This is a genomic window from Chryseobacterium sp. PCH239, from assembly GCF_018924625.1.
Taxonomy (GTDB): Bacteria; Bacteroidota; Bacteroidia; order Flavobacteriales; family Weeksellaceae; genus Chryseobacterium; species Chryseobacterium cucumeris.
Genome location: NZ_CP073027.1, coordinates 2,419,071 through 2,441,890, shown reverse-complemented (window position 1 = coordinate 2,441,890; position 22,820 = coordinate 2,419,071). Strand labels below are relative to the sequence as shown.

24 protein-coding genes are annotated in these 22,820 nt (G+C 35.7%); 14 read left to right on the top strand and 10 right to left on the bottom strand.

The features are described from left to right. Positions 1-22: 22 nt before the first annotated feature. The 4 genes from KBP46_RS11335 to murI are packed head-to-tail and all read left to right on the top strand — an operon-like array spanning position 23 to position 4,164. A complete protein-coding gene (locus KBP46_RS11335; protein WP_216445396.1) occupies positions 23-1,096 on the top strand; it encodes an RluA family pseudouridine synthase in 1,074 nt (357 codons plus the stop codon). 50 nt (positions 1,097-1,146) lie between these two features. Further along, positions 1,147-2,097 (top strand): PorP/SprF family type IX secretion system membrane protein, encoded by a 951-nt coding sequence (locus tag KBP46_RS11330; protein WP_047428474.1) that lies wholly within the window; start codon positions 1,147-1,149, stop codon positions 2,095-2,097. Positions 2,098-2,148: 51 nt separating this feature from the next. Continuing rightward, on the top strand, positions 2,149-3,273 hold the full coding sequence (gene hemW, locus KBP46_RS11325; RefSeq protein ID WP_216445395.1) for a radical SAM family heme chaperone HemW: 1,125 nt from the start codon (positions 2,149-2,151) through the stop codon (positions 3,271-3,273). A gap of 60 nt (positions 3,274-3,333) precedes the next feature. Next, complete coding sequence (murI, locus tag KBP46_RS11320) at positions 3,334-4,164, top strand: glutamate racemase (RefSeq protein ID WP_062675613.1); 831 nt, start codon at positions 3,334-3,336, stop codon at positions 4,162-4,164. A gap of 77 nt (positions 4,165-4,241) precedes the next feature. Here the strand turns inward: murI and KBP46_RS11315 are convergent, their stop codons facing one another. After that, positions 4,242-4,841 (bottom strand): nitroreductase family protein, encoded by a 600-nt coding sequence (locus KBP46_RS11315; RefSeq protein WP_202843725.1) that lies wholly within the window; start codon positions 4,839-4,841, stop codon positions 4,242-4,244. An 84-nt stretch (positions 4,842-4,925) separates the two neighbouring features. Between KBP46_RS11315 and KBP46_RS11310 the strand changes: the two genes are divergently transcribed. Then, the gene (locus KBP46_RS11310; RefSeq protein WP_034693356.1) at positions 4,926-5,273 is read left to right on the top strand and encodes a helix-turn-helix domain-containing protein; all 348 of its coding nucleotides are present in this window, start codon (positions 4,926-4,928) and stop codon (positions 5,271-5,273) included. Here KBP46_RS11310 and KBP46_RS11305 read toward each other — a convergent pair. The 5 genes from KBP46_RS11305 to KBP46_RS11285 form a co-directional block, all read right to left on the bottom strand. Next, entirely contained in the window at positions 5,270-5,842 is a 573-nt protein-coding gene (locus KBP46_RS11305) for an RsmD family RNA methyltransferase (protein ID WP_062675611.1), read from the bottom strand. The two genes, KBP46_RS11310 and KBP46_RS11305, sit on opposite strands and share 4 nt — an antisense overlap. An 83-nt stretch (positions 5,843-5,925) precedes the next feature. Then, positions 5,926-6,642 (bottom strand): DUF3822 family protein, encoded by a 717-nt coding sequence (locus tag KBP46_RS11300; protein ID WP_120233354.1) that lies wholly within the window; start codon positions 6,640-6,642, stop codon positions 5,926-5,928. An 18-nt stretch (positions 6,643-6,660) separates the two neighbouring features. Next, positions 6,661-7,155: a Smr/MutS family protein gene (locus KBP46_RS11295; protein ID WP_120233355.1), complete on the bottom strand. Its 495-nt coding sequence runs from the start codon at positions 7,153-7,155 to the stop codon at positions 6,661-6,663. A gap of 125 nt (positions 7,156-7,280) precedes the next feature. Further along, a complete protein-coding gene (locus tag KBP46_RS11290) occupies positions 7,281-7,778 on the bottom strand; it encodes a metallophosphoesterase (protein ID WP_216445394.1) in 498 nt (165 codons plus the stop codon). Positions 7,779-7,836: 58 nt separating this feature from the next. Next, entirely contained in the window at positions 7,837-8,304 is a 468-nt protein-coding gene (locus KBP46_RS11285) for a hypothetical protein (protein ID WP_123278980.1), read from the bottom strand. 89 nt (positions 8,305-8,393) lie between these two features. Between KBP46_RS11285 and KBP46_RS11280 the strand changes: the two genes are divergently transcribed. After that, positions 8,394-9,938, top strand: a complete 1,545-nt coding sequence (locus KBP46_RS11280; protein WP_120233358.1) for a serine hydrolase — start codon at positions 8,394-8,396, stop codon at positions 9,936-9,938. Between the two features lie 322 nt (positions 9,939-10,260). Here the strand turns inward: KBP46_RS11280 and KBP46_RS11275 are convergent, their stop codons facing one another. Together KBP46_RS11275 and KBP46_RS11270 are read right to left on the bottom strand one after the other, a co-directional pair. After that, complete coding sequence (locus KBP46_RS11275) at positions 10,261-11,154, bottom strand: archaemetzincin (protein WP_216445393.1); 894 nt, start codon at positions 11,152-11,154, stop codon at positions 10,261-10,263. Then, complete coding sequence (locus KBP46_RS11270) at positions 11,135-11,611, bottom strand: histidine phosphatase family protein (protein ID WP_103234333.1); 477 nt, start codon at positions 11,609-11,611, stop codon at positions 11,135-11,137. Before KBP46_RS11270 ends, KBP46_RS11275 begins: the two co-directional genes overlap by 20 nt. A 114-nt stretch (positions 11,612-11,725) precedes the next feature. On the opposite strand from KBP46_RS11270, the gene ruvX reads away from it, so the two are divergent. The 5 genes from ruvX to KBP46_RS11245 all read left to right on the top strand — a co-directional run bounded on the left by ruvX (position 11,726) and on the right by KBP46_RS11245 (position 15,278). Next, positions 11,726-12,142 carry a Holliday junction resolvase RuvX gene (gene ruvX, locus KBP46_RS11265; protein ID WP_062675601.1) on the top strand — a complete coding sequence of 139 codons (417 nt, stop codon included), beginning with the start codon at positions 11,726-11,728 and terminating at the stop codon, positions 12,140-12,142. Beyond that, positions 12,139-12,711, top strand: coding sequence for a peptide deformylase (def, locus tag KBP46_RS11260; protein ID WP_034693378.1), 573 nt, complete (start codon positions 12,139-12,141; stop codon positions 12,709-12,711). The genes ruvX and def overlap by 4 nt, the downstream gene beginning before the upstream one ends. 74 nt (positions 12,712-12,785) lie before the next feature. After that, positions 12,786-13,343 carry a DUF5606 domain-containing protein gene (locus tag KBP46_RS11255; RefSeq protein ID WP_062675600.1) on the top strand — a complete coding sequence of 186 codons (558 nt, stop codon included), beginning with the start codon at positions 12,786-12,788 and terminating at the stop codon, positions 13,341-13,343. A gap of 237 nt (positions 13,344-13,580) precedes the next feature. Beyond that, positions 13,581-14,348 (top strand): nucleoside triphosphate pyrophosphohydrolase, encoded by a 768-nt coding sequence (mazG, locus tag KBP46_RS11250; RefSeq protein WP_216445392.1) that lies wholly within the window; start codon positions 13,581-13,583, stop codon positions 14,346-14,348. Positions 14,349-14,405: 57 nt separating this feature from the next. Beyond that, positions 14,406-15,278, top strand: coding sequence for an SdiA-regulated domain-containing protein (locus tag KBP46_RS11245; protein WP_216445391.1), 873 nt, complete (start codon positions 14,406-14,408; stop codon positions 15,276-15,278). 95 nt (positions 15,279-15,373) lie between these two features. Here KBP46_RS11245 and KBP46_RS11240 read toward each other — a convergent pair whose 3' ends face one another. Both KBP46_RS11240 and KBP46_RS11235 read right to left on the bottom strand, forming a co-directional pair. Beyond that, positions 15,374-16,096 (bottom strand): hypothetical protein, encoded by a 723-nt coding sequence (locus KBP46_RS11240; protein ID WP_216445390.1) that lies wholly within the window; start codon positions 16,094-16,096, stop codon positions 15,374-15,376. A gap of 314 nt (positions 16,097-16,410) precedes the next feature. Continuing rightward, positions 16,411-20,127 (bottom strand): metallophosphoesterase, encoded by a 3,717-nt coding sequence (locus KBP46_RS11235; RefSeq protein WP_216445389.1) that lies wholly within the window; start codon positions 20,125-20,127, stop codon positions 16,411-16,413. Between the two features lie 26 nt (positions 20,128-20,153). Between KBP46_RS11235 and KBP46_RS11230 the strand changes: the two genes are divergently transcribed. From KBP46_RS11230 to KBP46_RS11220, 3 genes are read left to right on the top strand one after another with little or no spacing between them, the layout of a single operon-like run. Beyond that, positions 20,154-21,329 carry a Pycsar system effector family protein gene (locus KBP46_RS11230; protein WP_123278974.1) on the top strand — a complete coding sequence of 392 codons (1,176 nt, stop codon included), beginning with the start codon at positions 20,154-20,156 and terminating at the stop codon, positions 21,327-21,329. Between the two features lie 19 nt (positions 21,330-21,348). Next, positions 21,349-22,272 carry a bestrophin family protein gene (locus KBP46_RS11225; RefSeq protein WP_216445388.1) on the top strand — a complete coding sequence of 308 codons (924 nt, stop codon included), beginning with the start codon at positions 21,349-21,351 and terminating at the stop codon, positions 22,270-22,272. 27 nt (positions 22,273-22,299) lie between these two features. Further along, positions 22,300-22,818, top strand: a complete 519-nt coding sequence (locus KBP46_RS11220) for a hypothetical protein (protein ID WP_216445387.1) — start codon at positions 22,300-22,302, stop codon at positions 22,816-22,818. Positions 22,819-22,820 lie beyond the last annotated feature (2 nt).

The following is a 22,820-nucleotide window of genomic DNA, read 5'->3' as shown; positions in this document are numbered from 1 at the left end:
TTTGTGTAAAAAATATAAAACAATGTCAGAAGATAACGACGATTTTTTAGATGAAGAATTATTAGATTCCAACAGTATCGAAAACATCGATATTGATGATGAAAATAAAGGATTGTATGAACATCTTAATATCACTGTCGACAGCAAACAGGAACCATTAAGAATAGATAAGTTCCTTTTAATATACAGACAGAATTCTTCAAGGAATAAAATTTCACAGACCTGCAGAGCCGGAAATGTTATAGTGAACGGAACAGCGGTGAAACAGAATTACCGTGTAAAACCGGGAGATCAGATCTCAGTTTTGCTTACCCATCCTCCAAGAGAAAATGTCATTATTCCCCAGGATATTCCGGTGAACATCGTTTATGAAGATGATGACTTGGTTGTTGTGGATAAGGAAGCGGGAATGGTGGTACACCCAGGATTTGGAAATTGGGACGGAACATTGGTGAACGCATTGGCCTTCCACTTTGAAAAGAATGGTGAAAAATCCGATCTTGACAGGGTAGGGCTTGTTCACAGAATTGATAAAGATACCTCAGGACTATTGGTGATTGCCAAGAATGAATATGCATTAAGTTTTCTGGCAAAACAATTCTTTAACCGAACCACCAAAAGGCTGTATTGGGCTTTTGTATGGGGAAATATGCAGGATGAAGAAGGTACCATCAGAGGTCATATCGGAAGGCATCCTAAAAACAGAATGCAGATGTCTGTTTATGAAGATGGCAGCCAGGGAAAACACGCGGTGACCCATTATAAAGTGCTGGAAAGATTCAAATATATGACCTGGGTGGAATGTAAACTGGAGACCGGAAGAACGCATCAGATCAGGGCGCATTTCAGACATATCGGGCATACTTTATTTAATGATGAAAGATATGAAGGACATACACCTTTAAGAGGGGTAAATCTTCCAAAATACAAGCAATTTATTAAAAATGTTTTTGAAATTTTGCCAAGACATGCCCTTCATGCCCATACCCTAGGATTTATACACCCAACAACAAAAAAGGAATTATATTTTGAGAGCCCAATGCCCAAAGATATGGCGGATGCCGTAAAAAAATGGAGAAATTATTTAGAAAACTAAAAATATATTGAGAATTTTTTATATTTGTTGAATTGAAATCAAGATTTGTTATGAGAAAACTATATGCTATCGTATGTTTAGCTCTTTTGTCAAATGCATACAAAGCACAAGAATCACTACCATACTATCAGCAATATCTTTTGGATGGTGAGTTCCTGTTCAACCCAGCTCAATACGGAAAAACAGATTACGTACAGCTCAACGCCAATTATCAACAACAATTTTCAAAATTCAGTAATTCTCCGAATGTTCAGTCAATCGGGATTAATGCGAATATATTTGATAGAGTAGGTGCTGGTATTTCCGTGTTTAGAGACAGTAACGGACCGATCTCTGCTGGTGGTATCACGGCTGGTGCTTCATATTTTATTCCGCTAAGTAGTGAAGGAGACAGAAAAGACCAATTCTCTTTCGGTACAAGTGTTAACTTCTATAACATGAATTTTGATTATTCAAAAATCAATACTGAAGAAGGTGGTGACCCACTATTGAGAGGTGAAGAAAGTAACATCTTTATGGTATATGCAAACTTCGGTTTGGCAGCTACCTACAGAGGTTTATTCGGGGGTGTTTCCGTAAATGATATCGCATTAAGTAATGATGCTTCTATTGTAAACAACTACGAGCCTTCTCCAATTAAATTCTTCTTAAACTTAGGATACAACTGGAATATTGCTGATAATATTACATTAGCACCTTCAGCGTTAATCAATCTTAATACAAATTCAACGAGAATGATAGACTGGAACCTAATGGCTACATTCTCTAATGATATTAACGCATTCTCTTTCGGGGTAAGTTACAGAACGGTTCAGAACAGATTTGATAATCAGAACCTAAGTATCTCTCCAATTGTAAAAGTAAGATTCAACAAATTCATGATCGGAGCTACTTATAACCTTGGATTGTCTGACATCCAGAGTTATGGAGGAAACAGCTTCATGATTGGTCTGGGGTATAACTTCGACAACTTCATTAATGCTAGAGGATTTAGATATTAATTAATTTAATTTAAATAAATTTGAGCTCTGAAATTTTTCAGAGCTTTTTTTATGATTTATATTCACATTCCGTTCTGTAAACAAAAATGCAGTTACTGTAACTTTCATTTTTCAACATCCCTGAATTTCAAGGATGATATGCTTCGTGCTATGAAAACTGAAATACTATTGAGAAAAGATGAGCTACAGAATAAAAATCTGAAATCCCTGTATTTTGGAGGGGGAACTCCTTCTATTCTTTCTGTGGATGAGATCAGTTCTTTAATAGATGATGTTCTGAAGTACTTCAGTTTTGAAAACGATATAGAAGTCACTCTGGAAGCCAATCCCGATGATCTGGATAAAGACTTTTTAAAACAGCTTGCGGGAACACCGGTGAACAGACTGTCTATTGGTACTCAAAGTTTTTTTGAAGAAGATCTTAAACTGATGAACAGAGCTCACAATGCTTCCGAAGCAGAAAGTTCCATCAAACGGGCACAGGATTTCGGCTTTGAAAACCTGAGTATTGACCTGATCTATGGTTCACCCACATCCAATCTTGAAATCTGGAAAGAAAATCTGAATAAGACAATTACTTTAGAAGTTCCTCATATTTCATCTTATGCATTAACTGTTGAGCCCAAAACAGCTTTAGAAAGCTGGATTTCAAAAGGGAAAATAAAAAGTCCCAAAGAAGAAGAGCAAAACAGTGAATTCTATTATCTATCAGACTTTTTAAAAGACAATGGTTTTGAACATTATGAAGTGTCTAATTTTGCAAAACCTGGTTTTTACTCACGACACAATTCTGCTTACTGGAAATACAATGAATATCTTGGAATAGGCCCCTCGGCACATTCTTATAACGGATTTGATGTAAGAAGCTGGAATGTAGCCAATAATCAGCAATACATCAAAAAACTGAATGATAAACTTCTGGCTAAAGAAGAAGAAATTCTTTCCCATGAAGATCAGTTTAACGAAATGATTATGATTGGTTTACGTACCATTTGGGGTGTAGATCTGGAAAGTTTAAAAAATAAATTTTCAGACAGAATGCTGGAACATTTTCAGAGAGAGAGCAAGTTCAAAATTGAGGAAGGTATTTTAATCATTGAGAATGAACATTTAAAAATTCCTGAAAAACATTGGTTTATGGCAGACGGAATTGCGTCGGATTTGTTTATTGTATAATGTTTGTATGTATACAGCATGCCATAAAATTCACTATTTTTGTATAAAATTTCAACTCATTTGAAAACGAAAAAACAAGATTATTCACATCTTTCACCCAACCAGCCTATCGGAATTTTTGATAGTGGAGTAGGAGGTCTTACCGTTGCCAAAGAAATTAAAAGACTTCTGCCTCACGAAGACCTTATTTACTTTGGAGATACAAAGCACCTTCCTTACGGAGAAAAATCCAAGGAAGCGATTATTGAATATTCTACAAAGATCACCAATTTTCTGCTGGAGCAGAACTGTAAAGCCATTGTCATTGCCTGTAATACGGCAACGGCTAATGCTTTAAATGAAGTGATGCAGTCTGTTGCGGGAAAAGTACCTGTAATAGACGTTATTAACCCTGTTGCTGAAAAAGTATCATACGAAATCCATAATAATGTAGGCGTCATTGCTACCAAAGCAACCGTGAATTCAGGATTATATAAAAAGAGCATCAGAAAACATAATAAATGGATCAAAGTGGATGAACTGGCAACACCATTACTGGTTCCTGCCATTGAAGAAGGATTTAAAAACCATCCGATCACCCATGCTATAATCTACAATTACTTGAGTAACAGTAAACTGAAGAATATTGAGACCTTGATTCTGGGCTGTACCCATTATCCTCTTTTAATAGATGAAATCAAGCAGTATTATGGAAACAGAGTCCGTGTAATAGATTCTCCGAATATTGTGGCTAACCATTTGAAGATTATTCTGGATAAGTATAGTCTTTTAAATGATAACAATCACCAGCCGAATTATCACTTCTACCTTTCCGATCTTACCAAGAATTTTGAAAAGATCTCCAAGAAGTTCTTTGGAAAAACCATCGATTTAGAATTGAAAGTATTATAAATAAAAAGTCTGCCTCATATTGAAGCAGACTTTATTATTAGGCCTTTGTGAAAGAGATTGTGAAATTTGTGTTTATGTTACGCCTCTATAATTACTTTTTCAGCATTCAGCCTTTTCTTCGGATTGAATTTCGGCTGATTAGCATCTGCTTCATCTCTCTGTCCGATGGCTACGGCAAATAAGGTTTCATATTTTTCATTATTCAGAACAGCATCATAACCCTCCGGTTCAATTCCTTCCATTGGAGTAGAATCTATTCCCATTGCTGCGCATGCAGACAAAAGAACTCCTAATGATAAATATACCTGATGACCAAGCCATGATTTTATTGCTTCTTCTCCCTTAGGTTTTACCATCGTTCGGTAATAATTAACAGAACCTTCAGGAAGGTTTTCTTCAATTTGCTTTTCAAAGTTTTCTATGTTTCTGATCACTTGAAAAACAATTACATGACTACTATCCAGTACTTTTTCTTTATTAAAATAAGACTTGTCACCCAATTCCTTTTTCAGTTGCGGATCATTAACGAAAATAAAATTCCATGGCTGGCTGTTAATGGAGGAAGGACTTAAGTTTAAAATCTCCTGAAGCATTGCAATTTGTTCTTCACTGATTTTTCCCTGTGGATTATACTTTTTTACAGTATACCTGTTTTTCATTTGGTCTAAAAAGTTCATAATTTTATACTATCATTTTTATAGTTACAAAATTAATTTAAGTTTCCTAACTTTGCAATAACGGTAAAAAATGATAGTATAAAAATGTATACAATAGATAATAAATCCTATCCCTGCTGTACCAGCGTTACGATGAAATTTATCGGAGGGAAATGGAAAGCAGTAATTTTACATCACCTTATTGGCGGTGCTAAGCGTTATAACGAGATAAGAAAGTCTATTCCTACTATTACGGAAAGAACATTGAGTTTACAGCTAAAACAACTGGAAGAAGACGGAATTGTGGACAGAAAAGTTTTTACAGAAAAACCTCCTTTAGTGGTAGAATATGAATTAACGGACTTTGGAAAGACGCTTTTACCTGTTTTAGAAGCTATAACAAAATGGGGCGAAGAATCTCCGGTCATCTCAAAAAAAATAATCAGGAATTAAAGTTCCTGATTATCTTCTTTATTGGGTTCAAAAAAACTGAAACTTACATTTCCGTATTTTCGGGTATCTATTAAATTGGGATGGTCAAGTTTCATACGACTTTGGTGCTCTACAATAAGAACTCCGTTTTCCTTAAGGTATTTATTGTTTAAAACAAGAGAAATCAGCTCGTGGTATTTTTTCTCTTCCATTTCAAAAGGAGCATCAGAAAAAACAATCTCAAAAGATTTTTTATTTCTGAATTTTTTCAGCCAGTCGAAAACATCTCCTCGCTGTACATTGATCTGAAGTGCCATGTCAAGCTCAGATGCAGTGGTATTTATAAAGGCGGTATGCTTCGGATTCAATTCTACAGACGTTACATTTTGACATCCTCTGGAAGCAAATTCAAAGGTGATAGAGCCAATTCCTGCAAAAAGATCAAGCACGGAAATCGACTGCATATCGTATTTATTTTCCAGAATGCTGAATAAAGCCTCTTTCGCAAAATCGGTGGTAGGTCTTACTTCAAAGTTTTTAGGAGCTGCAATTTTTTTGGCTTTCCATTTGCCTGATATTATTCTGAACATATTTTTGTTAGGGTTTGGGTAATAGATTTTAGGTATTGGGTAATATGTTTGGATTCTGATCCCTATTACCTGCGGCCTGAAACCTAGTTAAGTATAAAATTCTTATTGGGAATATTGTCAAAGACAATTTTCAGATTTTTAACAAATTTCTGAAGTTCGGAAATAAACGTTTCATTTTCCGTCGTTTCTCCATAAGCATAAAAGCTGGTTTCATTGATTCCGAAACCGATCTTGCTCAATGTAAACATAATGAAGTAAAGGAAATCTACTTCAGAATTGACATCCAGATTATTATAAAGGATGATTTTCTTATTATCAATCGCAAAAAACTCACATTGATTGTGATACAGATTGATATGAATTTCCTTATTCGTTTTATTATTGATTGAACTTAAAAACTTTTCCCCGGAGAAATTAAAATGAACCGGTATTGCCAGTTCTTTTATTTTCTTATAGTAGTTTTTCGGGAACGTATAATAAAACTGAATATTGAATTTTTTGTTGATAGAAAGCATCAGTTCTTCTTTCTCTCTGTCGGTAGGAGCATTGAAGGCAATTAAATCAAATCCTGCATCATGCTCAGAAAAACCTTCCGGCATCAGGGTAAAGTGGTTCAATGCTGAAATCACATGGATTTCGTCATAGCGCTGCTTTATAAGAACTTCATCCAGCTTTTGGTCAATAAGACTGGCTGGTGTCTCTTCAGTAACGAAATAAGACTTTTCTTCCAGAATGTTTTTGTTTTTAACAATCTGATAGATTAATCCGTCTTTGGTAAAAAGTAAATTAAGTACGTTCATATTTCAATTCCTGCAAATTTAGTGAAATTCTACCATTACCGCACCCGATTGATGGTGAAGTATTTCCTTATTATAAAAATCAATATTAACCTGGCTTTCCAATACATCCCGAACCATCCTCTGTAAAGTCCCGTCGCCAATGCCGTGAACAATTTCAAGTCTCTTCAGATTGTTTTTTCTGCAAAACTCAATCACTTCAATCAGTTTTTCCTTTTGAATAAACAATCTTTCAAAACTGTCATAATCATTGGGATTCTTTACCAAATTATGAAAATGCAGGTCTAAAACCAAATGATTTTTCTGATGTTTTTTAGAAATGATTTTTCTAGGCTCCGCTTTTCTTACGACTCTGATATTTTCATAAAGATCAGCATCTTTAGGAACCAGTTTTTCTTTGGGATACTGATGAGTAAAACCATATTCGTCTTTAAAAACGACAATATTACCCTTCACGGAAGTAACTACTCCGCTTAAATCTTCATCTACTACCGAAACCTTATCGCCAATTTTCATATTTTTCAAGACTTCTGTGAGCCATTATTTGTGCAAAGGTAAAAAGTAAAACGGATGAACACAAACTCCTCTACCTTCGAACTTTTCAACACTCAAACCCTCCAACTTTCACATACTCTTCCTCATCACACTCTTGGTCCCAGTTCTATGACCTCCAGATCTTTGATTTCCTCACCATCCACCACAAAGCGCATCATTGTTCTCACTTTATGCCAACCCTGTTTTCCGCAAGCTCCCGGGTTGAGATGAAGAAGACTGTTTTTCTGGTCATACATTGCTTTTAAAATATGGGAATGACCTGAAATAAATAATTTCGGAGCTTTTTCTGCAATTTCTTTTTTTGTAAGTGTAGTATATTTTCCTGGATAACCTCCGATATGGATCATCAGAACTTCCAGTTTTTCACAAAAGAAACGGTTCACTTCCGGAAATTCTGCCTGGATTTTGGCATTATCAATGTTTCCGTAAACACCCCTCAATGGTTTTATTTTTTCCAGCTGTTCAATGACATCCAGACTTCCGAAATCTCCACAATGCCATACTTCGTCAGCCTGAGAAGCATATTCAAGGATACGGTCATCAATATAAGAATGGGAATCGGAAAGAAGAAGAACTTTTGTCATGTACTGCCATTTTTAAGACTGCAAATATAAAGAAGCTTTTATCAATTCACAGGAGAAGCTAATCAGTAATATTTTTTGTTTTCCTTATAGAATCAAGTTTCTTTTCAATATCTGCACTGAAGACCTTTTTAAGTTTCAGTTGATTCTCTGTAAGCTTTGAAATAACAAAAGTACCGGTCATATTGGTATTAGAAGGGAAAACCAACGTTACTGTAGAATCTGAAGCTTTTTTCCAGCTCCCGATATAACGGTCTGGCTTTTCGTTTTTCTTATTTACAGGTTCTTCCAGGGTATCATATCTTAAGGTAGATTTAATTAGATTTCCTGTGATTTTTCCATTTTTCTGAAATCTGATTCCTTCTCTTCTTGCCTCAAAACCATCCTGTTTTTCGTAAGTATAGATATAAGTGTCCATTTTACTTAGATTCCAGGTCTGCAAAAGTAAAGGGTTTGAAGTTCTGTCCTGGGCTTTGATACCGCTGACTGCGAAAAGAGAGAAAATACAGATACAAATAGGCTTTTTCATGAATACAACTGATTTATCGTAAAGTTTTAGCGTGGGCTAAAATGAGCATCGTTTAATATTTAGTAAATTTGGGAAAATTAAAATAAACAATGAAACAGAAACTTTCTTTTTTCATTTTTCTTTTGACCGTAGGATTGGCCAATGCGCAGGTTGAAGAAAAAAAGCTGGACGAACTGATCCAAAATACCCTGAAAACCTTTGATGTACCGGGAATGTCGGTAGGAATTGTGAAAGATGGCAAAATGATTTACTCCAAAGGGTTTGGGGTGCGTTCTCTTACCACAAAGCAGCCAATGGATGACAATACGCTGGTAGGCATTGCTTCCAACTCAAAAGGCTTTACCTGTACAGCATTAGCCATCTTAGCAGATGAAGGAAAACTGAACTGGGATGATAAAGTTTCAAAATATATTCCTGAGTTTCAAATGTATGATCCCTACGTTTCTCAAAATGTAACGATCAAAGATCTTATTACTCACAGAGCGGGATTAGGACTTGGCCAGGGAGATCTTATGTTCTTTCCTGAAGGAGGAAATTTGACTGTTAATGATATTGTTCATAATGTGAGATACCTGAAACCGGAAAATCCTTTCAGAACAAAATTGGATTATAACAATATCATGTTTATTGTAGCCGGAGAGGTCATTCACAGAGTTTCGGGATTAAGCTGGGCAGAATTTATTGAGCAAAGAATTATGAAGCCTGTAGGCATGACTTCAAGTTTCGGAAGCTATAACAGAGCAAAAGCTATAGCTAATAAAATTGATGCACACGCTCCTGTAGACGGAAAAGCAATTGCTGTTCCTCACGACTGGAATGAGACGGGCAATGCAGCAGGAGGAATTATGAGTAACATTAAAGACATGACCACGTGGGCGGAATGTCTGTTGAATAACTTCACCACAAAAGATGGTAAAAAACTGGTTTCGGATAAGAATGTTCAACAACTTTGGAGTCTGCAGATTCCGGATAGAGTGGCTGCAAAAAATCCTTATGATACAAGTTTCTATGGATACGGTTTAGGATGGTTTTTAAGTGATGTTAAAGGACACAAGCAGGTACAGCATACCGGTGGATTGATCGGAACGGTAACACAGTTTACATTAATTCCGGATATGAAACTGGGAATTGTAGTCTTGACGAACCAACAGTCAGGAGCCGCTTTCAATACTATTACGAATACCGTGAAAGATTCTTATCTTGGGGTAGCCGACAGAAACTGGCTGAAAACCTATGGCGAAAGAATGGCTAAAATGGAAGCCGAATTCAGCAAACAAAAGAAAGATGCTTTTGCAAAATCCGAAGCCTTCAAAAAAGAAAAAGCACTGCAGCCAAAAGCAGAACAGTTCACAGGGACATATAATGATATTTGGTTTGGTGATGTAGAGATTGCTCAGCAGGGAAATAGCTACAGAATTTCGTGCAAAAACTCTCCAAGATTAAAAGGAGAATTACTTCCATACTCTAATAATTCTTTTATTATTAAATGGGACGACAGAAGCTATGATGCAGATGCCTATATTATTTTCAGCTATGACGAAAACGGAAAAGCAGAATCTGCAAAATTGAAAGCGATCTCTGATGTGACGGATTTTAGTTTTGATTTTGATGATCTGGATTTGAAGAAGAAATAAAATCGAAATTACATAAGATATTTTATAGAGAACGGGCTTTGATCCGTTCTTTTTTGTTTGTTAACCACGAATGCCACAAATTTATTCACAGATAACACTCATTTTAATGATCATTGAAAATGAGAACTGAAATAATTCAATAGAAACGGGCTATCATCCTGAGCATAAGCTGAAAGGTTACAAATACCAGTTCAAGAACGAACACCGTTTTTTCATGTTTACAACGATAATGGCTTTAGGCGAAGCTAATCACCCCTTCAAAAAATAAATTTTTTGCCACCTCTGGAGGAGGGGAATAGGCGGTCGGTAAAAGGATGTTGGTTTATTGTACAAGATTCAGGTCTTGCTGTGATAGGGAAAGTTCTGTGTTAAGATGTTGCTTTTCAAAGAAATTTTTCAATTCACGAAGTCTTTTCTTAGGATCATAATGGATACTTGAATTGAGTTTTCTCTGGCAGAGTGAACATGCTCTTGCGAGGTGATAATCTGTTTCAGTAAGCGTATTGGTTCCATTCATCACGCAGTTGGCATTCAGACAATGGCTTATTCCAAACATATGTCCGATCTCATGAGAACTGATCTTTATTAATCTCAGAAAACTCTCATTAAAGTTGGAATCGCTTAAATGACCGCTTGCAAATCTATACATTGACGTTACCCCTAGACCTTTTTCATAAGATGCCAGTCCGAAAACATAGTTCCATTCCGGTCTTGGAAAAAGATCTTTTTCTGTAATTCCCATCAGTACTACAGCATCTTTAGGTTTTCTTTTGATCAGAATGCTATCCAGTACATATTCTGCAAGAATCTGTTCATTCCCTTCCTTCGAAATTCTTCTTACATTTTCAGGAAATATCGTGTTAGGCAGTGCTGGTAGTATTTTGGTCTCCAGTTGGTAATATGTTTTTAAATATTCCTTTGTGAGGATTATTTCTTTTTTCTGAAGTTCATCGAATGTTCCTATAGGCTGAAGATAAATGATATTTTTTCCGGGCTGTGGTTTTATCTTTTTTAATTTTTGAAAATCTTCAAATGTCTGGAAATGTTCATCATGATTATACCGCCAGCTTCCGGGTTTGGGAGAAGAGGAAAGTTTGATGTCATTGAATGCAATAGATTCATAGTAATTTTTCTTCTGTTTCTGACAAGAGAAAAGAAGGGTAATTATTGTGACATAAAAAAATAGAAAAGTGAAATTATATTTTCCCTGGTTCATAAAAGAAAAGAAGTTTCTTTTTAGCACCATCGAATTCTGACCAGGATTCACAGTCTACTTCAAAACCTGCAACTCCGCAAGTGGGGAAATGGAAAATATCTTCAGAAATGGAATTGGCAAAATTGGAAATTCCATTATTGTGAGAGAAGAACGCAACTGAATTCAGGTTGTCATCCAGATCATAAATTACAGATTCAAAGCTTCTTTCCGAAGGGTTATATAGTTTTTCATCAGTTGAACAGTTCAGCTGATAGGCCTGATTAAAGATTTTACAGGTATTCAGTGCACGAACCGCGGGGCTGGACACAAAATGATCAATGGAAATATTATTGCTTTTCAGGAATCTGGACATGTGCATAGCATCCTCCAAACCTTTGTCTGCCAAAGGTCTGTCAAAGTCCTCCGTTTCCTCCGGCCAGTCGCTTTTTGCATGTCTAACGAGGATGAGTTTCTTCATATAATTGTTTTTTGGAAGATTAAAATTATAAAAAAATAATGGAATAAAACATGATTTATATAAAAAAACTGCGTTATGAATAAAATCAGTAAATTTTACTAAATTTGCAAACTTATGGGACAAATCCTTGCAATAGACTACGGAAAGGCTCGTTGTGGTATCGCTGCAACCGATGATATGCAGATTATAGCCAGTGGGCTGGAGACTGTGGAGAACCGTTTTTTAATGGAATTTTTGAAAAAATATTTCAATGAAAATAAGGTGGATGAAGTAGTAGTTGGGCTTCCCATAGATTTGAAAGGAAATGTTTCAGAAGTTGAAACCGATATTTTAAAATTCATAGAAGAATTTAAAAAAGAATTTTCGGATATTGCAGTTCACCGTTTTGATGAAAGATTTACCTCCAAAATGGCTTCTTTTTTTATTTCCCAAAGTGGAAAAAACAAGAAAAAGAGGCAGGAAAAAGGATTAATAGATAAAGTAAGTGCAACAATTATATTGCAGAATTTTTTAGAACAAAGATTAAGATGATATTACCGATAAGAGCTTTTGGGGATCCTGTTTTGAGAAAAGTGGGAAAAGATATAGACAAAGATTATCCCGAATTACAGGAACTGATAGATAACATGTTCGAAACCATGTACAGTGCAAATGGCATAGGTCTTGCAGCGCCACAGATTGGTTTGGATATCCGTCTGTTTGTAATAGATGTGACGCCTCTTGCAGAAGATGAGGATTATGAAGATATTAAAGATGAGTTGGCGGAGTTCAAAAAAGTATTCATTAATGCGCAGATTCTTGAAGAGTCAGGGGAAGAATGGAAGTTCAATGAGGGCTGTCTTTCTATTCCGGATGTAAGAGAAGATGTGAAAAGAAAAGGAACAATCGTTATTGAATATTATGACGAAAATTTTGTGAAACATACAGAAACTTTTTCCGATATTAGAGCCCGCGTAATTCAGCATGAATATGACCACATTGAAGGAGTTCTGTTTACCGACCACTTGAGCGCTCTGAAGAAGAAACTCGTAAAAGGTAAGCTGACCAAAATCTCTCAGGGTGACGTGAACATCGGTTACAAAATGAGATTTCCAAAATAATTAAATAAGGATTAAAACGAATAATAAAAAGCAAAAAGCTAGTGCTGATTGCAGAATTTACAAAAAATAAAATTATGCTGTTAGAAAAAATAATTTCAATTTCTGGAAAACCAGGACTTTTCAAATTAGTTTCTCAATTAAGAAACGGATTCATCATTGAAGATGTTACCTCAAAGAAAAAAGTAAGCATTGGAAACTCAAGCCAGGTAAGTTTATTGGATAATATTGCCATGTTTACATTTGAGAAAGAAGTTCCTTTGTTTGAAGTATTTGAAAATATTGCTAAAAACAACGATTATAAGGAAACAATCTCTCACAAATCTTCTGATGCAGATCTGAAAGATTTTATGCTGGAATCACTTCCTAACTATGATACAGAAAGAGTATATTCTTCTGATATCAAGAAATTGGCTCAATGGTATAACATTCTTCAGAAAGCAGGATATATTACTCCTGATAGCTTTGTAAAAGCAGAGCCTGAAACTTTGGAAGGAGAACCAGCTGAAGAAGTAAGCATTGAAAAAGAAGCTAAGAAAGCGGCTCCAAAAGCAGAAAAGCCAGCCGCTCCAAAAGTAAAAGCTACTTCAGCTGCAAAATCAGCTCCGAAAAGTACACACAGAAAACAAGGATAATTCATTTTTGAATTAAAAATACAAAACCTTGTCTGGAATTTCCGGACAAGGTTTTTTGTTTTTTTCAAGGCAAAAAATAATTGATGCTAATATTCCAAACCTAGCAGGTTTCGAGATCCTGTTGGGTTTACATATTGAATCTATCCGGATTCTGCACTTTGCAACTTTTACTTCCAACGTTTGTAATGATGTCCGAATATCCCTTACATTTGTATAAGATTGAATTTCCCATTATTTATGAATACGAAACAAGAGAAACTGGAGGCCTTCGGAAGATTACTGGATATTATGGATGATTTGCGTGAAAAATGTCCATGGGATCAGAAACAGACATTCCAATCACTTCGCCATCTTACCCTTGAAGAAACCTACGAACTTTCAGATGCTATTTTACAGGAAGATTTACAGGAAATAAAAAAAGAATTGGGTGATGTTTTGCTTCATTTGGTTTTTTATGCTAAAATCGGTTCTGAAAAAGAAAGTTTTGACATAGCAGATGTTATCAATTCCCTTAATGAAAAGCTGATTTTCCGTCATCCTCATATCTATGGAGATGTTGATGTAAAAGATGAGGAAGAAGTGAAACAGAACTGGGAAAAATTAAAATTGAAAGAAGGAAACAAATCTATTTTAGGTGGAGTTCCGAAAAGTCTTCCAAGTTTGGTAAAAGCTTACAGAATTCAGGATAAGGTGAAAGGGATAGGTTTTGAGTTTCATGATGCAGAAGATGCCTGGAAAAAGGTAGATGAAGAAATTCAGGAGTTTCATGCTGAAACGGATTTGGATAAAAAAGAACAGGAGTTGGGGGATGTTTTCTTCTCACTTATCAATTATGCAAGAATTTCAGGAATCAATCCCGATTCTGCATTGGAAAGAACCAATCTGAAGTTTATTTCAAGATTTCAAAAGATGGAAGACCTTGCCGGGGAACGGGATTTAAAACTGGCAGATATGTCTCTGGAAGAAATGGATGTTCTTTGGGAAAAGGCAAAAAAACTTTCATAGTTGCCGATTGGAACAATTAATGCTTCTTATCTTCAGTTAAAAAAATAAAATATAAATATGTTACGCTTTCTTATTTTACCCGCCTTGCTTTTGTTAAGCTGCAATCCAAAAGCCCAGAATTCTCCTGCTAAGGAAGACGAATTGAAAGTACAGTTTTCCTTACCCAAGAAGTTGAAGGAAGTTTCCGGAATTACTTTGTCAAAGGATAAGAAAACAATCTGGGCGATAGAAGACAGAGGAAATAAAAATGCAATATACGGGCTAAGTGATAAAGGCGATATGCTGGCAAAAATACCGGTAGAAAATGCTGAAAATACAGACTGGGAAGATATCATATCTGATCCCCAGGGAAATATTTATATCGGAGATTTTGGGAATAATGACAATAACCGACAGGATCTGGCCATCTTAAAAACAGATTTGAAAGATACCAAACAAATTGTGGCCAAGGTTGTTCAGACTACAAAATTCCATTATCAGGGACAGACGGAGTTTCCTCCCAAAAAATCAAATCTTTTGTACGATTGTGAAGGTTTTGTGGAAATGGACGGAAATTTTTACTTATTCACCAAAAACAGAAGCAAAGGTTTTGATGGAACTTTCCTTGTATTCCAGGTACCCAATAAAGAAGGCGATTTTGAAGCAAGGTTAATAGGAAGGTTAAAACTTGATGGAGGGTATAACGATGCTGCTATTACCTCTGCCAGCGTCAACAGTACAAAAGATAAGATTGTATTGCTTACCCATAAAAATGTTCACGTTCTTACCGGATTTACAGCAGACAATTTCAGTACTGCAAAAATCCAGAAAATCCCTTTACATCATAATTCTCAGAAGGAAGCCGTTGTTTTCTTTGATGATAAGACATTAATGATCGCAGATGAGAAAGGGAAAGATGAAGGTGGAAATGTGTATACTTTTTCTTTGTAATAAACAAACCTCTATAAAAAATCAAACCCCACAGAGAAATCTGTGGGGTTTTTAAATATATGAAATGTTAATGAAGTGATTGACGTTTGTAGTGCTTAGGGAGTAAGGTAAGAGATATGAATATTTCCGCTGGATAATCTGAAGTTCTGAGTATAACGGCAGCGTATTCTGAATGTTTCTCCTGCATTGAAAAAGTTAATAGAGGAAAGATTATGATTCAATCCCGTTGTACGCTCTCCATGGCCCGTAGATATGCCTGCTAACGTTGTGAGTGCAGGAGAAACTTTTTGTATGTATGAGTTAGCTGTTCCTGCAGTTTGTCCTGATGGATTTAAATTAAGATCATAAGTAGCATAAGGAACAATATTGTAAAATCCAGGTTTTACTACTGTGAAAAGCCCTGTTGTAGAATTATAAGTTAAATAAGCCGTATCGATCTTATTACTCACATTAAAAACATAGGTCTGTGAATAACTTTCATGGGTATTGACTGGTGTAGAATGCGTACCTGTATAACTTCCACTGACTGGGCTGATGTCTGTTTTGTTTCCGACATAAACCACCTTTAGAAAGTTTTCTGACTCAATTGTTTTCCAAACAGGTGCATTACCTGCTCCATTTGACATTAAAACTTCACCTTTGTTTCCGGAATTTCCCTTTGTTCTGTCATCTCCACCCACATTAAGATCTTTAACCACCTGCAGTGAACCGTTGACATGCAATGTATGTTGAGGAGTCGGTGTCTTAATCCCTATCTGTGCATTTAACTGAATGAACATGACAAATAAAGTCATATACAATAGTTTTTTTTTCATCATTTGTTGATTTTTTGTTGCCACAAATATAAAATGTTTTTAAAATGTCTATTTTTTAAGGAATTGATAATCATATTGAACTATGTCTGGTTTTGACTTATATAGCTGAAAATATGGCCTTTAATTAAAGGCCATATTTATTTTATCAGTAAAAAATGTGAGTTGAAAATTTGAATTATTAAATTTTATTAAAATTGAAATTTTTTCAAATTTTTTATTTTAAATAGTTTAATATGTTGTTAAACAGTGTTTTATGTTGAGTGTTGGATTGCAGTACCTGTTCGAAAATGAGAATTGTTTTTTTTTAATTTATCAGATTAAAATTTCATTCCCACTCCGGCAGAAATTCTTCCACCATCTGAGCCATAGAAATAATTCAACCTCGCAGACATCATTTCCACAATACTCAGCCATACTCCGGCACCGGCAGACTGATGCCATTTTCTAGAGTTTTCATTGTCATTCCATACACGGCCGATATCATATCCGATAAGAATTCCCATGTTCGCAGGAACAATATTATTTCTTACCCGTCCAAAATCCCATCGGATTTCTGAGTTATTGGTAAAATAGGATCTTCCTGAGAATCTTTCATTTCTGAAGGCTCTCATTCCATTATTACCTCCGATAGCTGCAGCCTGATAAAATTCAAAATTATTATTATTAATCCACATCACATTGCTGGAATTAGCGAACACAAATGTTCCCTTTTTATCAATCCTGTGGTCAATGGCAAGCTTTCCTTTTACGGTTACGAAATTCTTATTAAAATCAGAAAGTGTTGCTTTCCAGTCTGCATTCAGCATAAATTCCAGTCCAAGAGTAGGGAAGGCTGCATTATCTGCATTTTTATAGCCAAAGGTATAATTGGCTCCCACAAACTGCTGGCTGTTAAATACACCAGGTCTGACATCCGGTGACTGATTGATGAAACGGTCAGCTTTTCTCTGTACTTTATTATCCTCAAAAGTCAGTTGAAACTGATGGCTGAGGTTCATCCAGCTCTTTTGAGAAATAGAAGGAGCGAAGTTAAACTTAGATATTCTGGCTCTGTTGTATTCTCTTTCTGTATCCTCCTTATCATACTCGCTTTCATTGGAAAGTCCAAAGAAGTTTTGAGAGAACCTCGGAGTTGTATAAAATGCATCAAGATTGATATCCCAACCTGAGATTGCCTTTTTAAATACCCCTTTGTAAGTCAGGCTAAATCCTGCAGTTGCTGTATAAAAATTAGCTTTTAAACTGTGTCTTTGAGTAAATGGATCACGGATAAAATTATTCACCGTATAATTAGCTAAAACTCCTACAATGACACCATCATCCGGGTTGTAATCCAGGTTTGGGTATCCTGCAACGGAATTATATTTGGGGTGCTTATAATTATAGCTGTTGATGTCATAATCATCCGTAATGTTTTTGGTTGCATTTCCGGAATTGTAAGTGTTTTTCTGAGATTTAAAATCATAGATTTTCACTTTTCTTCCATCCGCAACGTTATAGGTATCATGGTTATATCCGCCAATCAGTCTGATATTCATTTTAGGACTTCCGCTTCCAGTTACTACATAAGTATCATCATCTTCAAGTCCGTAGATCCATAATTCTTTTGTTTTCGAATCATGATACGTCTTTTCAAAAACAAGTTCATTCTGGTCTTTATTTTTACCAAGCTTGTATTGCTGTACCATCACAGAATGTCCGTTTTTGGTGATGACAAACTTATCAGGGTTTACCGTTCCTGCCAAAGGAACTTTTTTCAGCAATACATCATAGTATTGAGCTGCATAGCTTTGTAGCTTTGTTTTTCTTATTTTCAGTTTTCTCTGGATTTCAGCAATGGTGTCATCCTGCACTTCTTTCGGGAGGTTATGGAAAGCATCATCAATATCCGCATCCGTAAGATGTTCCTGAATATATTTTGCCTGGGTTTCCCACTCATTCTGATCTGAACCTTTTAAGAATACAAGATCCATCGGATAAGGTTCCATAGCAAGCCACTTTACACTGCTGATGTCTTCTGTAAAGGTTTTCATATGACGGATAGCAGGAACATTCATAATGATTTTAAAGGCTGCTCCATCATATTTACTGAATGCCTGATCTCTGTCTTTTGGAATGGGTTTATAAATCACTTTATCACCCTCTTCATATTGTGCCCATTTCCATTGGTCTGAATGTCTGTCCCAGTCTCCGATAAGCATATCAAATAACCTTGCTCTGATATAAGATTCTCTGTCAACAGAATATTTATTACTCTTGCTGAGGTTTTTTAATACATCATCGGTAGAAACAATATCTTTTGCATTATCAAGATAAGCCAATGTTTTAGGATCTGAAGAAAAACGTTCTTCAATCATATACATTTCATCCCCGTAATTTTCGTTATATCTATCCAAAGCGCGTTGTTTAGGAATGTAGTACAGTTTTGGATTACTGTGGAAAATGCCCAGTTTTTCAGACATATTCCCAATGGTAAACGGTGTAAATGGATGATTAGTGGTATAAAAGTCAAGTAAGAATTTTTCAGGATACGTATCTGCAAGTTCTTCTCCCAGTGTACTTTTCTGGAAAGCCATATTATTTAAGAAACGGATCGCACTTTTTTTCACGCCGCGCATCACGAATTCCTGTCCGTCTGCAGACTTCAATCGCAAACTGTTGGACTGGTTTCCTCCACCTTCTCTGAAAGGAATGTATCCTCCGTTCAATTCTGAAAGATTAGCCGTCGGAGCTTCAATGGGAATTCCGTAATATCTTCTGTAATGATCCCCCCAAAGCCAACGGTAAAACTTTCTTTTTTCGGTAAGCGGTACCGGGTAAATAGTTGAAGAGAATGTTGCAGGAAAAGAATTTGGGAAATTATTGACAAACACATCCGGTTTGGAAATCACGGAAATATGAGTCAATTTTTGAAGCTGAGCATCTTTAGTAGAAAAATACTCTACATCTGTGCTTTCATCTTTTCTGAAATTTAAAACCGCAAAGCCACTGCCCCCGTAGGAAAAGTCTGTTTTTTCTACAATGGTAGAAGGATCTGTTTTAGAACCTGCTCCACTAATGATCTGTCTTAAATTTCCATCTTCGTGATATTGCAGATTATGGTCATGACCGGATACGAAAATAATGTTTTCCTTATCCTGAACAATACTTTTTAGTCGGTTGGCCAGATCTGCATAATGTTGATTATTAATATCTTCAGGACTTGCGCCTGAGGAACTCCTTAATATATTGATGACACTTGCCACTACAGGAACAGGAACTTTACTCTTTAAAGGAAAGAGATGAGATTTTGCAGAGTTAAATCCTGCATGTGTTCCGCTGCTGATGATGGGATGGTGTAGGGCAACAATGATTTTTTTACCCTGATTTTTAATGATCAGATCTTTAAACTCTGTGAAAAAATCTTCACGGGTTTTGATATTACAGTTTTTGTTGATTCCAGGATAATTGTCCCAGTTGGCGATCACCCATTCCGAATCAATAGCAATAAGTTTGATATCTTTAGAAATGTTGATGTCATCAATAGGACAGCCATTTTTAGGAAGGAATGCTTTTTTATCATCAAGATAATTTTTAACCAGCCCTTCCTGGGTATTCAATCCTTCCAATCCACTGTACCAGTCATGGTTTCCCGGAATCACAAGAGTTTTTCCTTTAAAATTTTTGGTAATGGAGAGTTGGTTTTCCAGTTTTTGTTTCGCTGTGGCGTAATCTTTATCTGTTTCTTTAGGCATCCCATTGGGGTAGATATTATCGCCCAGAAAGACCAGCATAGAGTTACTGTTGGCAGAATCCAGCTTACTTTTCAGTAAATTAAGTGTTTTTTGTGCCTGAGGTTCATCCGAGTTTCCTGCATCTCCAATCAGAAAGAGTTTAAAATCATTTTCAGATTTTATTTCGGAATCTTTTACTTCAAATAAGTTTTTGCCCTTTTGTACGTTATAGGTAGCACAGGAATAAAGGACTCCTGCGGACATTACCGTTCGAAGAACAATAGAAGTATTTTTTAGATGAGTTTTAAAGGATAAATTCATAAATTTACATTAACAAAATTTCAGGGATGAGCATTTTACAAAAAGCTAAAAATTATGTTGAAATCTTATTCAAAGATAAGTTATCTTCAGTATATTTTTATCATAATTTTATCCATACTGCCTATACAGTTAATAAGGCTGAGGAAATCATGAAAAACACTCCTGTTTCTGAAGAGGATCAGGAGAAGGTACTCGTTGCATTATGGTTTCATGATACAGGGTATATAGAATGTGCGCTGAACCATGAGGAAAGAAGTGTAGAGGTCATGAAAGCCTTTTTACACGAGCAAAACTATCCTGAAAACTATATTGCAGATGTTGAAAAACTGATTCTGGCAACGAAAATACATTACGAACCTCAGAATTTACTTGAAAAAATTGTAAAGGATGCAGATTTCAGCCATTTTGCAGGGCATGATTACAGTGATATTTCCGATGCTTTAAGAAAAGAATGGGAACTTACCAATGTAAGATGTTTTTCCAATGAAGAATGGAATGCCGGAAATCTGGACATGCTGAAAAATAAGCATACTTTTTATACGGATTATGCTAAAGAAAACTGGGAACCGCTGAAAAAGAAAAATATTAAAAAAATCGAGAAGAAGCTGGAAAAAGAAGAGGAGAAAAAAGAAAATAAAAAGGAGGTTTCGGAAGGTAAAAAAGAAAAGGAAAAATCAGACAGAAGTGTAGATACCCTATTCAGAGTTACACTGAACAATCATACAAGATTAAGTGATATTGCAGACAGTAAAGCCAATATTCTTTTATCGGTAAATGCCATTATTATTTCAGTTTGTCTTTCTGTATTAGTACCGAAGCTGGATGCTCCTAAAAATTCACATCTGATTCTTCCAAGTTTCATATTATTGTTATCAAGCGTATTGACGATCATATTTGCGATTCTGTCCACAAAACCGAATGTCACAAAATCAACTTTTACGTCTGAGGATATCGCCAACAGAAAAGTAAACCTGCTGTTCTTTGGGAACTTTCAGCAGATGTTGTTTGACGATTATAACAATGCCATGAAAGACCTCATTAAGGATAGGGATTATATCTATGATTCTATGGTGAAAGATCTGTATTACCTGGGGAAAGTTCTTAACAGGAAATACAAGCTTTTATCCATTACCTATAAGATCTTTATGGCAGGAATTATTATTTCCGTTTTGTCTTTCGGGGCGGCTTTTCTTAGTCTTTAATTAATAAACATCCACACAAATGATCGTTAGACAGCGTACGAATTGGCTGAAAATGTTATTTATATGGAGAGGCTCCGTATTAAAGAAAATTATTGTTCAGCTTTCCATCATCACGCTGTTTTCTTTGGCGATCTATTTTTTCAAAGGGAGAATCTTTGATTATAAAGTGCATCTTAATCCTACTATTTTTACATTGATAGGACTGGCACTTGCCATATTTATGGGTTTCTGTAACTCTGCAAGCTATGACCGTTTCTGGGAAGGCCGGAAACTTTGGGGATTACTTGTGATTGAAACAAGATCATTAACAAGGCAGATTTTATTCTTAGTAAATGATTCTTCTCCAGAAGCTAAAGAGGAAAAAGAGAGAATGATCAAACTGATTTCTGCATTTTCCTGGTCACTGAACTTTCAGTTGAGAGATAAATCCGGGACAGAGCATCTTGAGAGATTGCTTTCGCCCGAACAACTGGAAATGGTGAAGAATAAAAAATTCATTCCCAATATTATTTTAGGCTTTATTGCAGATTGGCTCAACGTACAGAATAAAAAAGGAAATATAGACACTATTGTCATGACTTCCATGGACCATCAGCTGAACCAGTTTTCTACTATTTCCGGTGGGTGTGAGAGAATTTATAATACTCCATTACCTTTTGCTTACAGTGTTTTGCTACATCGTACCGTGTATCTATATTGTTTCTGGCTTCCTTTCGGGCTGGTAGATACTTTGGGATGGATGATGCCTTTAATCGTTTTATTGATCAGCTACACCTTTATTGCTCTTGACGCTATTATTCAGGAGATTGGAGAACCTTTTGGTGAAGAGGAAAATGATCTTGCTTTAAACAGCATCTGCCGTACGATTGAGTTTTCTATTTTTGAGCAGGCAGGAATTCCTCAAGGGGAATTGAAGAAGCCGGATACTTATTTTGTGGATTAAAATAGACCATCAATTAGTTGATTGCTGATGAAGAAAATTATTTTGATACTGATGTTATTATCTTTCCTTTTTGGTTGTGGATCAAGGAGGGTTTCATTAGTTCATTATATATCGACATTAGAGCATATAAAAATACTTCCACCTACACCAGAAGAAAGAAAAGTAATTGATTCATTGAAATCTGTGGCTTGGGCAACATTGGAAAAGTGTCAGCAAGAAAATGGAAATTGTATTGATGATATAGAAAGATTTGGACCTACTGAGGCTGCTTTTAAAGGAGGAATAAACAATTTCCGAAAAATTTTATTTGAAAATTTTAAGGTGCAGACGAATGCAGAGAAAGGAGAAAACAGGCTTCGCGTAACAGTAGGAAAAGAAAATACGATTGAAAAAATTGATTTTCTAAGCTATACCGATGATGCTTCCAGGAAAGAAATTGAACGTTTATTTCAGTCAAACGAACTCAATAACTGGTATTCAGCTAAAATCTATAGATATCCAGTAAAGCAAGAGTTTGAAATCAGTATTACTATTGAAGGAAAGTGATA